This is a genomic window from Flavobacterium crocinum (assembly GCF_003122385.1).
GTDB classification, from domain to species: domain Bacteria; phylum Bacteroidota; class Bacteroidia; order Flavobacteriales; family Flavobacteriaceae; genus Flavobacterium; species Flavobacterium crocinum.
The window spans coordinates 963,847-978,451 of sequence record NZ_CP029255.1; the positions used below are offsets into that span (position 1 = coordinate 963,847).

The window sequence follows — 14,605 nt, forward strand, 5'->3', positions numbered from 1 at the left end:
GCTGTGCGAAGTTTCTCCGCTTCGTACCCGCTCCAATACCACAAACTTGTTCTTGCCTATCATTGTCGTTACGAAGTGGACTTTCGGGGAATTTCTTATAGCATAAAACTAAACTTTTACATCTATACTATATTATGGAAGAAATAAACTCTGTACTGCAACAATTGGCAGAAAATGAACAAAAGCAAAAAGAACTTTACGAAAAGAAAGCTTTGTTTGAAGAGCAATTAGATTTATGGAAACAACAACGATTACTAAAACGGAAATTATCTTTACTGAGAAATGAAGAAACAGCCGTTTTAATAGAGAACTGGCAATATGCCTGGGATATTGGTGCACCTATGCCACATATTGTGAGCGATGGACTCAACCTTTTTCTTATTTATTACCTTGCTCTACGTAAGCAACAAAAAGAGGTATCAAACCCTGTTGCATTGGTTTCATTTGAACATGCTATAAGTCATAAATTTGGCAGTCCAAATGATGAGGTAATAGAAGGACATCCGTTATACGAACACGGAATGGAAGCCTACAAAGCCCACCAAGTAGTACATTCTTCGTGGATAGCCGAACTTGAAAAAATAAACTCGATACATACCGGTTATTATCCTGAATATTGGAAAACCTTAAAGCATTATATTTTTACCTTTCACGATAATATGTTCGAATGCATTGCCAAAGGATATACCATAGAAGTTTTTAACACAAGATTTAAAGAAGTGGTGTTTACGGCCACAGAAAGATTATTTACATAAAGAGCTTTTCTTGTTTCAAAATGAGAAATATAAATTAGTCTCCCACTCTACAAAGTCTTCTTAAAAAAAGAAAAATTCAAAAAAATTAAGAGATTGCTGTACATTCTAAAAATAACATTTGTTTGTTCGGGAAGATATAAAAAAGAAAATAATTATGGCAAGAGTAATTTGGAAAACAGGAAAAATAGTTAGCATCGAAACACGCAAAGGAACATTTGTATTGGCACAAATGCTAAAAGAACCATTTTTAAGATTTTATAACCAGTTTGGTGAGCAGTGTGACTCATGGTCAATAAATGATGTAAATGAAATAGAAACGTTATTTACAACTGCAATAACTCGGCAATTTCTAAGAAAATCGAATATTTTGGAAATGAAAAAAATAAAATCGGATACAGAAAGAGAAGACTCTGATATATGGATAAATCATTTTGCGCTTGGTAGCAGAAATATCATCGTTTGGAAAGGAACTGAAGAAGAAAAAACAATTCTCCTGCTAGGAACAAAATCCGGGGGCTCATTAGTAAAAAAAAATCTTTGGTGGAAACCTACAGAAGACCAGCGGGTTCGTCCGCATATCAGTGGTGTAATAGACGAGGTTTTAGTAAAGGAAATTCCATTGAATGATGCAGAAACAATTGATAAGTATCAACTAACCAATATCAGAATTTATGGCGAATTAAACGAACGATTGTATCTATGTTACAAAATGAAAAAAAATATCGACCCTCTAAAAGATTTAATATTTAATCGCCCAATTCCACCAGAATATAAAACATATGTAGATATAATTTCGGGTTCTATTAAGGAAGATGAATGGTTAAGTTTATAGAAACGTTGCGGACTTAAAAAAATCCCAGCAACCTACTCCACAAAGTATTCTTTAAAAAGAAAAACATTCAAAAATTAAGAGATTGCTGTGCGAAGTTTCCTGACTTCGTACAGCATCAAACTGCTAAATACTATTTTTAGTTTTATAGAAAACTTTGTGGAACGGGACAGACAGAGTTTTAAATGCCACCTCAAACGTTAAGCCTAACACAAACCTTATTAAACAATTAACAATGAAATCTAAACTATATTTTGTAATGCTGTTAATACTGATAATTCTAATCATTATCATTGGTTTTACATACAACTTAAATGTAAAATACTGGGCTTGGATAGTTGGAGGGCTTGTTTTATATATTTGGTGCAAAGATGTTTTAACAGGAACTAAATGGTTTGAAAAACCAAAGAAAATCATCAAACAGATACCCGATATTATTCAGGAAGAGAAAGTAGAAATGACATACGATGAATATATAGCATCATTACCGGATTTGAAAAAAATAGAAAAAGAAGGTTATGTAGAATTAACGGATTTATGTGTAGCGACAGAAAACCAACAAAAACTTTTTGACTTCTTTAAAACAGTAAAAGACTTTTCGGCAGATGATGATTATATGACAACCCTGAATTATGTAATAGAATATTTAGACAAAAACAAAATCCATTTTATAATGTCGCTAGATTGGAAAGCATCGATTAATGATTTAAAATGGAGAATAAATTCATCATTGAAAGACAATTATGGTTTGACTATTGACTTGCCAAAACAAGAAGATTATGAAGAAAGAGCCACTGTTTCATTTGACAATGTATTTGAAGACTTCGACAAACCTTTGAGAAATAAAGGCATCCAAATGGGATTTATTGATACACAATCGGACGAATATGTAATCTTTCTGCACAAAATTGCAGACAAACAAAAAGTAGAAAAATCTGTTGAGAAAATTGGATACAAATATCACGAGAAATAAAATTACCACTGACATACATATTCATAATTGCTGTGTGAATGTTTCCTGACTTCGTAATAAAAACGAGAAACAAGAATTGGTTTATAATATATTATCCCAAAGGATACAAAGCTGGATAACTGCACCCCGATAGCGCGGATTTGCAATCCGTGCACGTAAAGTATATCGACAAAGTGAAAGAGAGAAAAAAATAAAAACTATGAGAATAAATAAGATTTACTAATTGGAACGGGCACGGATTGCAAATTTGCACGATCGGGATGTTTTCTGACTTTGCTTCATAGTATTTGAAATTTTACGGACAATAATAAAAAAATAAAGTTGATGAAAGACGATTTCTTTAAACCATTAAACGTAAATCTAATAGGCGAAATCAGGCATCACTACGATGAAAAAAGTGTAATGCCTGCACACGAATTGGTTATTCGCCCATTGTTAGAAAACTCAATAGATACTTTTGTATATCGCGGAACAAAAGAAGAATTTTTTCTTTATGGTAAAATGCAAGCTCCTATTAAACTGGAGGAGATAGAGGTATTGATAAAAGACAAAGGCAAGTTTAAATTCGACAAAACAAAAGAATGCATTTTGGGAAATGAGTATTTGTGGAATGCCTGCACTCGGAAACGTGGTTCTATTGTTTTTATACTTAAAGAAGGACAGGTGGATTTTGCAAAAATCTTTAAACATACTTACAGGCCAAGTTTGACAGAAACGCCAAATTCCGGAAATACACCGTCTGCAACAAAAAAATGCAGAGAAGCATCAGCACAAGGCTTTATTGCAATTTGTTTACCGGCAAACAATGGAATTGAATGGATGACTATTTATGCACAGGGGCATACTTTTGAAAATATCATGAAACAGGCAGAAGATAATTGCCAGGAAAAGGATTATTATAAATGAGATGATTAACTCCCGCACCACCCGATAGCGCGGATTTGCAATCCGTGCCCGTAAAGTATTCGACAAAGTGAGAGAGAGAAAAAAATAAAAACTGTGAGAATAAAAAAGATTTACTAATTGGAACGGGCACGGATTGCAAACTCGATAGCGCGGATTTGCAATCCGTGTCCATAAAGTATATCGACAAAGTGAAAGAGAGAAAAAAAAAACTATGAGAATAAATAAGATTTGCTAATTGGAACGGGCACGGATTGCAAATCCGCGCTATCAGATTCAGCTATCAGATTCAGCTTCTAAAAATTATTTAAACGAGAAGAAATTATGGAAAAATATTTACAACCAATAAAAGATTTTATTAAAAAGAACAAAGAAGATTTAGATGAAACTGAATTTATTTGCTTACAGTATGAAGTTACAGACCAAATGGAGGCAGACAAAATAGGTTTTGAAGCAGTTGAGAGTATTCTTAAATTAATGGAAGAAAATCCATTAGTAGAATTCGGCACACCAGGACCATTTACACATTTTATAGAAAATTTTTATACCGAAAAGCAACAAGACTACATAAATCTAGTAAAACAGTCTGTGGCAGAAAAACCAACAATTCATACCATTTGGCTATTACATCGTATAATAAATGGAAGCGAAAATGAAAAAGCAACAATATTAATTGAAATATTAAAATCTATAAGTAAAAACACAGAAATACAGCAAGAGATACGTGATGTTGCTAATAATTTTTTAGAATACCAAGAAAAAAAAGATTGATGTTTCGATGAACGACAAACTCAGTTATACAAAGTGTTCTTAAAAAAAACAAACGTTCAAAAATTGAGAGATTACTGTGCGAAGTCTCCCCAGCTGGTGCGAGCATCTTGCTCGTGAACGCAAAGATGTCGTGTCCTGAAAAGTTTACCTATTTAGACTTAATCCCAATTGTAGATTTACAAAACAGCTAAAACAATCTTTCGATTAAGCCTTTAAGTAAACTCCCCAATTTCAATTCTTTACCTTATTAAGACTTATTTTGACAGAGTAATAACTTTTAGAAGCATTTTTCATTTTTCGATTTTGATATTTTTATCTGATAATAAAGTGATTACATTTTAATAAAAATTCGCTGAGTTGAGGATCAGGCTCCTAACGCTGGCAGGAATTTAGAAAAACCCGAGCTAATGAACTATAAAAATAATTTAGCAATTAAGATTATAATTTCTGGATGTTCAATTATATTTTCGGGATATATTTTATATCTCATATTGCGACATGTTAATTATAGCGGAAATGGAAGACTATTAATTTTGCCAATCATGGTACCAATCATAGTCAATTTTATAGTATTTAAGCCAGACAATCTCTCAACCTGGCCAACTTTCAAACGAGGAACTTTTATTTGCACTGTAACGTTTATTCCATTAATACTAACAATAGTTGCAATGTGTCTAATTGGTATGTTATTGGGGTAAACTTTCCCATCTTCCGCACAAATCCTTTCATGTGGCGGTATGCCGGTCAAAGTCTGTTTTTTTATAAAGAATTAATATATTGAAATGAGTAGAAAGTGTAAATGTTATAATCCTGAGGCATTAAGCTGGAACGCACCACACGAAAGGGTTTGGTAGCGGTGTATAATGTTTGCCAAAATGACAATAGTATAAAATAGCAATATGAATTTAATCGATAAAAATTACCGAAAGTGGCTTGAAGGGATAAAGCATAAGATTAAAAACGCACAGCTAAAAATAGCTGTGAGTGCCAATACTCAACTGATAAAGCTCTATTGGGAACTAGCGTCTGATATTCTTCAAAAGCAAAAAGAATCTGATTGGGGCGATGCTGTTTTAGAACAACTTTCGATTGATTTGCGTCTTAGTTTTCCAAACATTAACGGATTTTCAAGAAGGAACTTGTATGCAATTCGCCAATGGTATTTATTTTACAGTCAACGTTTCGAATTTGTGCCACAGGTTGTGGCACAAATTCCGTGGGGACATAACAGGCTAATTATCTCTAAAATAAAGGAAGTAGAACAAGCTGTTTTTTATTGTAAAGCGATATTGGAAAACGGCTGGAGCAGGGATAATTTGGAACTTGCTATAAAGAACAGTTATTACGAAACTAAGGGAAAATCTATTACAAATTTTAAGCAAACGCTTCCTGAGCTTCAATCCAAATTAGCCGAGGAAACATTAAAAAACCCATACAATTTTGATTTTATGGGATTAGAAAATGATGTTCATGAACGCGATATAGAAAAGGCAATGATGCAACATATCATGCAGTTTTTAATAGAATTAGGAAAAGGATTTGCTTTTGTGGGAAAACAGTATCAACTGGTGGTTAGTGATAATGAATACTATATAGACCTGTTGTTTTATCATTTGCGGTTAAGATGTTTTGTTGTTGTTGAATTGAAGTCAGGAAAGTTTAAACCTGAATATGCAGGGAAACTTAATTTCTATCTTTCTGCTGTAGATAGTCAACTAAAGCATTCGTCAGACAATCCTTCCATTGGTCTTATTCTATGCAAACATAAAGACAAAATAGAAGCAGAATATGCATTGAGAGACATCAACAAACCTATTGGCATTAGTGAGTATCTGCTTACGCAGGCCCTGCCCGAAAAGCTTCAGAGTCAATTACCTTCTGTTGAGCAACTAGAAAAACAATTGAGTGAAGAAGATGATGCTAATTAGAACTTTAGTGATAATATAAACTATTGTGCTTCGATTTTCTTCCGGAATGCAAAGCCTGATCCCGAAATCAAAGATTCAGCGTAGCTAATTCTTTCGTGTAGCGGTATGCCGGTCAAAGTCTAATTTAGTTTATAAAATTTTAATTTATAAAAAATGATAATACCTTTAATAATCATTGTAATTATTTATCTGATACACCTTACAAACAAAAAAGCCAAAGTTAAGGTTGATACAACCAAACACTCTATTATAAGAATAGCAGTGCTGATAGTTGCCATTCTGTTAATTGTTTTGCTATTATATATATTTGAGGGAAGAAGTGGGATGTTAGGCGCTTTTTATGGTAGCTACTATTTTTTTGGAGCTTGGTTATTTTATTTATTAGTAGAAACAATAAGCTTTTATATTTTGAAACAAAATAAACTTGCTCAATCAAGTCTTCTTCTATTATTAATCTCAGCATTTATTGTTGGTATGGGAACTTTTGTTTTCTTCAATAGTTTACATTAATAAAAACCCGATAGCAAGGATTTGCACCCGAGCGATAGCGAACTGTCGAAGTAATCCGTGCACGTAAAGTATATCTACAAAGTGAAAGAGAGAAAAAATAAAAACTATGAGAATAAATAAGATTTGCTAATTGGAACGGGCACGGGTTGCAAATCCGCGCTATCGGGTACAAACGATTATAAATTGAAATAATACAGACCATGAAAATAACCGAACTTATTGAGATGATTAAGCAAGATAAAAATTGCAATGTAAGGCCGGCTAACCACGATATTGCCATGCCTGCAAATATTCCCGAAGACTTAAAAGAATTTTTTGAATTAACAGATGGTATCCGGCTTTTTGAAGAGCGTTCGTTCGGGATAAATATTGTTGGACGAAAAGATTTTATACCTACAAACAAGAGATTGTATCCGCCTGATGATGTTATGTGGGAAGAAATTGAAGACCATGTATCGAATGAATGGTACTTAATTGCAGAAACCGAACAACTCAGTCAATACATAAGTGTAGATTTAACCAAAGAACGCTTCGGGCAATGCTATGACAGTTTTTATGAAACACATAGTTTAGAAGGCGACTCTGCAATCGTGGCTAAAAATTTTACAGACTTATTATACAATCTGTATAGCAATAAAGGAAAACATTGGTATTGGTTGCAACCAGAATTTATAAAATTAGGTGATGCGTATGATGAGCCCACTCTATGAAGCGTTCTTAAAAAATAAACCTTCAAAAATTAAGTAATTGCTGTGCATTCAAAAAATAGCAGTTGATTGTTCGGGAAGATTTTCGGGGAGCGGGTTTCATACAATAACTGAAAAGATGACAAAATTTGAAATAGTAGAGAAGAAAATATTTAAGCCTCACATAAAGGGCTATGAATTGTCTTGGATAGCTTATGAAATTGTGGATTATTTCCAACCCGATCGCGCAGATATATTTCCACAACGATAGCGCGGATTTGCAATCCGTGCCCATAAAGTATATCTACAAAGCAAAAGAGAGAAAAAACAAAAACTGTGAGAATAAATAAGATTTGCTAATTGGAACGGGCCCGGATTGCAAATTCGCGCTATCGGGTTACAGCAAATGCATAATGATCCCAATAGTCCAATTGAAATCGTAAGAAAAGACTTAAACAGACCCAAAACGACAGGATGTGGATAATAATGATATAACTTTTTTAAGCGTACAGCTTAAAAGTTTGATGACCAATAATAAGGCTCGATTGCTAGTAGATGATCCTACACTGATTAAATTAATTGATAATCTTTGTTCTTATTGGTACATAAATGAAATTGAAATTATAAATGCTAACGAAAAAAATGAATTACCAAGGCATCAATATGAGAATAGTATATGGCTTTTAGGTGAAACTATAAGACGTTGTTTATCGGAACAAAAAAGAAAAAGAGAGGTTAATGATCTTTTAGATAAAGTTGCATTAGTTGCAGATCGTAAACAATATGGTTATGGTAGAGTAGCTTTTATTTTGATACTAAGTGAATTTGGAAATAAAAAATATGTCGATCTTTTAAGAAAATTTCTTCATGATGATGCTGTACAACTCGCGACTTTAGAAGCGTTACGAATTATGAAAGAACCAAGTGTGGAGCGAGAAATTATGGCATTGTTTACTTCTACAAAAAAGAAGTGGATAATGAAAGAGTGTGAGAAGTATTTTAGAATGTTAGCAAAAGTAAAAAGAGATTAGCAGTAATATTTTTTGCCATCGTTGGGGTAATGTATCAAAGTTAATGATGGCTCCAAAAACAAAAACAGCCGCTTCGTAAATGGAGCGGCTGTTTTAGCAGACCATTTAGGTACACCTATTCAAGGTTATAATGAAGAAGGTTCTTTGATTTGGGAAAGGCAAGTGGATAGTTTCGGGCGAGTGAAAATGTTGAAAGGTGAAGACGGTTTTTGTAACCCGATAGCGCGGATTTGCAATCCGTGCACGTAAAGTATATCGACAAATTGAAAGAGAGAAAAAAATAAAAACTGTGAGAACAAATAAGATTTACTAATTGGAACGAGCATGGATTGCGAATTTGCGCTATCTGATTTTTTTAATATATAATTCTACAGCAATAAAGATCTAACTTATTAATGCTCAAAAAAGTTTAAAAATGAATAAAATTTATTTGAATATTTTACTACTGTTTTTTTTACTTATTGTAAAAATGATGAATCTTCAATAATAAAAAAGCATCCTCTCACTAGCCATATTTTACATCCAACATATTTACTATCTCAGATGACTATAAAAGACCCGGAAGCAAAGCAGGAAGAAATTATAAAATACAAATACGATTCTTTAAACAGAATAACAGAAGTTCAACTAGGAATATCAACTGTTTATAATAGTTATGATAAAAACAACAAGCTTATTAAAAAGAAGCATATTTTTAAAGAATACAATTATTTTAATACTCAGGATTCTTTAGTTTACAGCAATCAGGAAATTAAGATTTTTTCAACCGGTAATAACAAGTATTCCCTTCCGAAAAATTATAAATTAAAATTAAACAGCTCCGGTTTGGTTGCAGAAATGCAAGCTGATAAACTAACATCTGTATCTAATGAATATGATAGTGATGATAACCTCAAAACAGAAAGATCATATAAAAATGGAAAGTGTACAAAAACGAACTTTGAATATGATAATAAACATTCTCCTTTTATCAATATTACCGGTAATGATCCGAGAACAATCCCTCAAAAAAACAACATCATCAAAGAAACAATTTACGATTGCAATAGCAATGATGTAAAAAACATAATTACTTATACTTATGAATATAACAACGATGGTTATCCTATTCAAAAAAAGGAGAAAAGAGATACTAAAGAAATCATTACAACCTACCAATATATTATAAAATAAATCTTCAAAAATAAGGCGAATGCTGTGCCCCAGCTGGCGCGAGCATCTTGCTCGTGAACTTATTGTACTCTTATCAAATAAGTTATTATTGAATCTCAAAAACCAAAAAATTAATGAAATCCCTTTTCACAATATTCTCATTTGTTTGTTCAATCGGATTTTCTTTTGCTCAAACCCATTCAATTCCTGAAAACATCAAAACACTTTTTGAAGGAAAATGGATAATTGTAAGGAAGTATTACACCAACACAGTCGAAATAAAATTTGAAAAAGATAAAGACTATGCCACCTTCATAGATATTGGCACCGGCGAAGCGCCTCCGCATATTTTAAAAGCCTATCTTCAGGAAAATAAATTGGTAATTCCGGCAAAGACTCATGAAAACGACTATGTTGAAATGACGGTAAAAAACGGTAAGCTGATCTTTAAAACATGTCCGACAATTGAAAAAGAAGACGGCACCTTTCAAAAACCAGATGAAAAACATTTATTAAGCAAGGTGTTTACAAAAGTTCCTTTGTCGGCACAGGAATCTTATAGCAGGAAATTTTTTAAAACACTGAGTGAATATGAAGAAAAGGCGACAACATCTGCCGGAAACGACAGTATTTTACACCTGGATTTCGAAAAAGAATTTGAAGCATTAATTACCAATTCTAAAATGGCACAATTTCCGACAAAAGAACTCCAGCGAAAATGTAATACAAGTGCCTTTTGCTTAAAAATTCAAAAATCAGAAGATAAAAACTTCATTCTATATACTTATGCCAGCCCGTTTTATCATTTTAATTATATAACCAAGACCATAAAAGGAAACAATAAAATTAAGGGGTATAAGATTATATTAAAAAACAACAAATGGCACGAGTACTTTACTCAGATTCATACTTTGAACAATAACGAATTTTTACTAATCGAGCAAAGAGACGATTTGGTCTTTTCCTGTAATTATGCCTATGTTTATCAATCAAACGGCGGTCAATACAAACAGAAAAAAGCTTTTGAAAACAGATTAAAACTTACGGTTTGTAATTTCACAGAAATAGAAAATCCCCCGAACTCAGATCCTGAACATCAGTCATTACCCGTAAGAACAATAACTTTTGATTACAAAAACAAAACCCTTTTTTATGGTAAATGCCACGATACCAATACCGGCAAAACCACAACAGGAAAAGCAACCTACAAAAACGGAAAGTTTGCCATAAAAAACTGCAATGACAGAAAAGATGTTGAATAAAAATATAATTTTAAACTATCTAAATTTTCGGATCTTTAAACGTTCAAAATTTTACAAACTATCGAGTTATTACATTTTATAAAATATAAAACGATGAATAAAAATCTACTGCTAACTGTTTTCGTTCTAATTCTAATTGGGTTTTCAAGTTGTAACAAAACCAAAGAAAAAACCGAATCTGTTCAGGTTTCAGAAATCCCAACCGTTGAAGAAGTCTTTGAAGGAGATACGGCTTCAGCAGAAATAAAGAAAAGACCTGAAGACTTTATTCCGAAAGGATATGTTCCTTTTGACACCATTACAGGCGATTTTAATAAAGACGGATTAGAAGATTATATTCTAATTATTAAAGGTACTGATAAAAGCAAAGTCATTACGGACGAATATCGTGGTAAATTGGACCGAAATCGCAGAGGAATTATAGCTTTAATCAATAAAAATGACGGCTACGAACTAGCGGTTAAAAACTATGATTGTTTTTCGTCTGAAAATGAAGAAGGAGGCGTTTATTATGCCCCGGAACTTGACCTCGAAATAAAAAATGGTAAACTATATATTGCCTACCGACATGGCAGATACGGCTATTGGGAATATACTTTCAGATATCAAAACAATGATTTTGAACTCATAGGTTATGACGCCAGCAGTAATCGAGGCCCTGTTACACTTGCTGAGACCAGCATCAATTTCCTGACCCGAAAAAAGATTGTCAATCAAAATACAAATGATGATGCTGATGTAGGCGAAGAAGTTTTTGAAAAAACCGAAACAAAACTTTCTCCAAACAAACTTCTTAGATTATCCGACATCAGCGATTTCGATGAACTGGATGTCTCAGGAGATTAATACCAACTAAAACCTCAAAATGAAAAACAAATTACCTCTTTTAATCCTAATTATTACGCTCTTTTCCTGTAATAAAAACGAAAAAGCAAAAGTTGCAGAACCTGTTGTCAATAAAGAAATTACTGTAAAGGATAGTTCAAAATCGGAACAAACAGAAAAACCTGCCGATTCGATAACTTGCGTTGATGTTGTCTTAGAAATCCTAACCACTGCCCCTTCGTATATTGAAGGAACAAAAGGTTTGTACGAAGCTGTTGTTAAAAACGGCGGGACTTCTATTGGAATTACTGTTGAAGGAAGCCCGAATCCTAAAATCGACAAGTCATGGAGCTATTCTGAAACGTATGATTTAAGCCTTCATGAAACTTATCCGGATCGAATGCCTACAATTGCACGTTATGTATTTGATCCTTCTAAAAGAGAACTTTTTGAATATAACACCGCTAATGATAGTTTAATTGCAATTGATTTCAATAAGGATTTGCTTTTAAAATTTGACAAAATATGCAAATAAGGCATTAAAATTGAATGACGGATAAAAGTGAATATTTACCTCAAAAATCAGAATTAAATGACCAGAAACTTAACCAGACTAGGACAACCTGTTTTTATTATCTCTTTGATCATTCTTATTCTTAACGATTGGTTCTTTAAAACCATTTTTCATAATTTCATTACCGGGAAACTGTCTGATTTTGCGGGTTTATTTGCTTTTCCATTTTTTTGGAGCGTTATTTTCCCCAAAAGAGTTAAAGAAATTCACTTGGGTACTTTCCTGTTTTTTGTCTTTTGGAAAAGTCCCTTTTCAGAAACATTTGTACATTTTATTGGAGCATCAAGAATAGTCGATTTCTCAGATAATATGGCGCTTGTAAGTGTTTTTCTTTCATTTCAAATATTAAAAAAAGAGTCTTATGTTTTAAAACTACATCCCCTATTTTTACAGTTGATTGTACTGCTTTCTTGTTTTTCATTTGTGGCAACTACACAAAAAAGAGAACCTTGCACAAGTATTGAGTGCGAATTTTTGGTATTGAATCTAAGCAACGAAACCAACAAAAAAGTGATTGTCCATATTGATTTTAAATATTCTGAAAAAGAGATAGCATTTTATAAGAAACAACAGATTTTAGATGGTATAAACAATGTTCGGGAAATTTTAGACGAAAGGCATGAAAGAAAAATATCTCCTGGTTTCCAACCTTCTGATTCTATTGAAATTGTAAAAAACACAAATGAAAATTGGAGCAATCGAAAAAAAATAAGCCTTATCGATCCATTAGTTCTTAATGTACATGAATCCAAATGGGTTGCAATACCATTATGGCAATTTGACCGTTTGGTTGGTTTTCCTGAAAATTTCAAAATTTCGGTGCTCGACACTAATCACAAAATCATTAAAACCTATAACAAAAAGACATTCTTTGAAAAAGTAAACCAAAACTCAGCTGTAAAATTAGATGAGTTTTCCCGAGAAAATAGTTTGAATTTAATATTAGGAGAAGTTAAAAAACCTTTTATCCTATCTGATTGTTATGGAAAATGGGAATCTAAAACAAATGGAACTTTCAACAAAATAGAATTCAATTCGAAGTATTTCAGCAATGACAAAACTGGCGATGTATATAATTGCCAATTCAAAAACGACACGATTTTGGTCTACACTCCAGAAAAAGTACACATCGGAATAATGAAAAAACCTAAAGATGATGTACTTGTAATTTCCTGGAGTACCGAAAAGACTTTAACCTATAAAAGATCATCTGAACCAACCTCTTTGGGCAATCAGTAATACTAAAATTTATGAAATTTAAAATTATTTCACTTTTTATAATTCTTTCAATAGCTTCTGCAAATGCACAGAAAGCCTATCTTATTAATGATTTCATGAAAGGTTATACTTTGTATTTTATTCAGCAAAAATCTGACTCCCAAACAAAAGAATATTATAAGCTTACTGAAAACGAAAGTAAAAAAACAGTACTCGAATTTGGTTCAAAGGAACTTTCTAAACCAGAAACACTAAAAACAGCAAAAACAGTTACATTCAAAAGTATTTCTCAGAAGAACATTCGAATTCTAGGCGATGTAAATTTTGATGGCAAACCTGATATCATTATTCATGAAACACAAATTAATGATGATGACGGCTGTTATTATCCAAGGGCATCATCTCATATTTTTATTAATACCGAAAACACATTTACAGTTAGTCAAAGTATTAGCGATGTTTATAATGATGCTAATTGTATGCGTGGCGGTTCGTTTGATATCGATGCAAAAAACAAACGTATTATTACATCGAGTACCTGCGGTGCAGCTTGTCATGGTTGTGAGCATTACAGCGTCTCGGGTAAAGAGGCTAAAATGATTTCCAGCTTTGAAGAAGATGGATTTACCCAAGGCCCCTTCTCTAAAATAACAGGTAAGAAATTAGAAAACAGCAAATGGGTTTCTTTCAATTCTTTATCTATTTACGAACCAAATTTAGATCCGGACAAAATACTTGCTTTTGATACCAAAAATGGCAAAGGGCGTATATTGTTGTTTAAAATAGATACTATTTTATATTATGCTTTTCAACAAAACGACGAGTATAAATTTATTTCTTTTGCTCATCCGTCCAGTCCTGAAAAAGCCAGTAAAGCCATCTTTAAATTTAAAAAACAAAATTCGGGTTACGAACTTGAATTTAACAGTGGAAGCATAAAATATCTGGTTTATGAAACTTCAGATGGAGTCGGTATCAAAATTAATGTCAACGGAAAAATATCTGATTGGCAGGGAATGAATAAAACGGGAACTTTAGAGAAATTGGTTAAAAATAAATTTAGTAATGTTATAAAAGATTAATTCTAAAACGCTCCAATTATAAATTAGTTGTAGTATATCTTTTATTTATGCGATAAGACCTAACGGGTTTTTAAAACCTGTTAGGTCTAACTAGAAGAATCTATAT

15 protein-coding genes are annotated in these 14,605 nt (G+C 32.6%); all 15 read left to right on the plus strand.

Features of this window, described 5'->3' with window-relative positions:
* The first annotated feature begins 134 nt into the window (after positions 1–134).
* The 15 genes from HYN56_RS04500 to HYN56_RS04575 all read left to right on the plus strand — a co-directional run bounded on the left by HYN56_RS04500 (position 135) and on the right by HYN56_RS04575 (position 14,499).
* Positions 135–755: a hypothetical protein gene (locus tag HYN56_RS04500; protein ID WP_109191086.1), complete on the plus strand. Its 621-nt coding sequence runs from the start codon at positions 135–137 to the stop codon at positions 753–755.
* 154 nt (positions 756–909) lie between these two features.
* The gene (locus HYN56_RS04505) at positions 910–1,587 is read left to right on the plus strand and encodes a hypothetical protein (RefSeq protein WP_109191087.1); all 678 of its coding nucleotides are present in this window, start codon (positions 910–912) and stop codon (positions 1,585–1,587) included.
* Positions 1,588–1,819: 232 nt separating this feature from the next.
* Positions 1,820–2,557, plus strand: a complete 738-nt coding sequence (locus HYN56_RS04510) for a DUF6630 family protein (protein ID WP_240622657.1) — start codon at positions 1,820–1,822, stop codon at positions 2,555–2,557.
* A 324-nt stretch (positions 2,558–2,881) separates the two neighbouring features.
* Positions 2,882–3,463, plus strand: coding sequence for a hypothetical protein (locus HYN56_RS04515; protein ID WP_109191088.1), 582 nt, complete (start codon positions 2,882–2,884; stop codon positions 3,461–3,463).
* A 321-nt stretch (positions 3,464–3,784) separates the two neighbouring features.
* Positions 3,785–4,231: a hypothetical protein gene (locus HYN56_RS04520; RefSeq protein ID WP_109191089.1), complete on the plus strand. Its 447-nt coding sequence runs from the start codon at positions 3,785–3,787 to the stop codon at positions 4,229–4,231.
* A gap of 899 nt (positions 4,232–5,130) precedes the next feature.
* Positions 5,131–6,159 carry a PDDEXK nuclease domain-containing protein gene (locus tag HYN56_RS04530; protein ID WP_109191091.1) on the plus strand — a complete coding sequence of 343 codons (1,029 nt, stop codon included), beginning with the start codon at positions 5,131–5,133 and terminating at the stop codon, positions 6,157–6,159.
* Between the two features lie 153 nt (positions 6,160–6,312).
* Positions 6,313–6,669 carry a hypothetical protein gene (locus HYN56_RS04535; protein WP_109191092.1) on the plus strand — a complete coding sequence of 119 codons (357 nt, stop codon included), beginning with the start codon at positions 6,313–6,315 and terminating at the stop codon, positions 6,667–6,669.
* Positions 6,670–6,869: 200 nt separating this feature from the next.
* A complete protein-coding gene (locus HYN56_RS04540) occupies positions 6,870–7,379 on the plus strand; it encodes an SMI1/KNR4 family protein (protein WP_109191093.1) in 510 nt (169 codons plus the stop codon).
* A gap of 452 nt (positions 7,380–7,831) precedes the next feature.
* Positions 7,832–8,386: a hypothetical protein gene (locus HYN56_RS04545; RefSeq protein ID WP_146194569.1), complete on the plus strand. Its 555-nt coding sequence runs from the start codon at positions 7,832–7,834 to the stop codon at positions 8,384–8,386.
* A 543-nt stretch (positions 8,387–8,929) separates the two neighbouring features.
* Positions 8,930–9,559, plus strand: coding sequence for a hypothetical protein (locus tag HYN56_RS04550; RefSeq protein WP_109191095.1), 630 nt, complete (start codon positions 8,930–8,932; stop codon positions 9,557–9,559).
* A 113-nt stretch (positions 9,560–9,672) separates the two neighbouring features.
* Entirely contained in the window at positions 9,673–10,800 is a 1,128-nt protein-coding gene (locus HYN56_RS04555; RefSeq protein WP_109191096.1) for a hypothetical protein, read from the plus strand.
* Between the two features lie 93 nt (positions 10,801–10,893).
* Positions 10,894–11,646, plus strand: a complete 753-nt coding sequence (locus HYN56_RS04560; protein WP_109191097.1) for a hypothetical protein — start codon at positions 10,894–10,896, stop codon at positions 11,644–11,646.
* A 19-nt stretch (positions 11,647–11,665) separates the two neighbouring features.
* Positions 11,666–12,160: a hypothetical protein gene (locus HYN56_RS04565; protein ID WP_109191098.1), complete on the plus strand. Its 495-nt coding sequence runs from the start codon at positions 11,666–11,668 to the stop codon at positions 12,158–12,160.
* A 57-nt stretch (positions 12,161–12,217) separates the two neighbouring features.
* Positions 12,218–13,438 carry a hypothetical protein gene (locus HYN56_RS04570; RefSeq protein WP_109191099.1) on the plus strand — a complete coding sequence of 407 codons (1,221 nt, stop codon included), beginning with the start codon at positions 12,218–12,220 and terminating at the stop codon, positions 13,436–13,438.
* Positions 13,439–13,449: 11 nt separating this feature from the next.
* Positions 13,450–14,499, plus strand: coding sequence for an XAC2610-related protein (locus HYN56_RS04575; RefSeq protein WP_109191100.1), 1,050 nt, complete (start codon positions 13,450–13,452; stop codon positions 14,497–14,499).
* Positions 14,500–14,605: the final 106 nt, after the last annotated feature.

Bases quoted from the DNA above. Each gene is read 5' to 3' on its own strand.
- HYN56_RS04500 (WP_109191086.1), top strand. From the start codon at position 135: ATGGAAGAAATAAACTCTGTACTGCAACAATTGGCAGAAAATGAACAA.
- HYN56_RS04505 (WP_109191087.1), top strand. From the start codon at position 910: ATGGCAAGAGTAATTTGGAAAACAGGAAAAATAGTTAGCATCGAAACA.
- HYN56_RS04510 (WP_240622657.1), top strand. From the start codon at position 1,820: ATGAAATCTAAACTATATTTTGTAATGCTGTTAATACTGATAATTCTA.
- HYN56_RS04515 (WP_109191088.1), top strand. From the start codon at position 2,882: ATGAAAGACGATTTCTTTAAACCATTAAACGTAAATCTAATAGGCGAA.
- HYN56_RS04520 (WP_109191089.1), top strand. From the start codon at position 3,785: ATGGAAAAATATTTACAACCAATAAAAGATTTTATTAAAAAGAACAAA.
- HYN56_RS04530 (WP_109191091.1), top strand. From the start codon at position 5,131: ATGAATTTAATCGATAAAAATTACCGAAAGTGGCTTGAAGGGATAAAG.
- HYN56_RS04535 (WP_109191092.1), top strand. From the start codon at position 6,313: ATGATAATACCTTTAATAATCATTGTAATTATTTATCTGATACACCTT.
- HYN56_RS04540 (WP_109191093.1), top strand. From the start codon at position 6,870: ATGAAAATAACCGAACTTATTGAGATGATTAAGCAAGATAAAAATTGC.
- HYN56_RS04550 (WP_109191095.1), top strand. From the start codon at position 8,930: ATGACTATAAAAGACCCGGAAGCAAAGCAGGAAGAAATTATAAAATAC.
- HYN56_RS04555 (WP_109191096.1), top strand. From the start codon at position 9,673: ATGAAATCCCTTTTCACAATATTCTCATTTGTTTGTTCAATCGGATTT.
- HYN56_RS04560 (WP_109191097.1), top strand. From the start codon at position 10,894: ATGAATAAAAATCTACTGCTAACTGTTTTCGTTCTAATTCTAATTGGG.
- HYN56_RS04565 (WP_109191098.1), top strand. From the start codon at position 11,666: ATGAAAAACAAATTACCTCTTTTAATCCTAATTATTACGCTCTTTTCC.
- HYN56_RS04570 (WP_109191099.1), top strand. From the start codon at position 12,218: ATGACCAGAAACTTAACCAGACTAGGACAACCTGTTTTTATTATCTCT.
- HYN56_RS04575 (WP_109191100.1), top strand. From the start codon at position 13,450: ATGAAATTTAAAATTATTTCACTTTTTATAATTCTTTCAATAGCTTCT.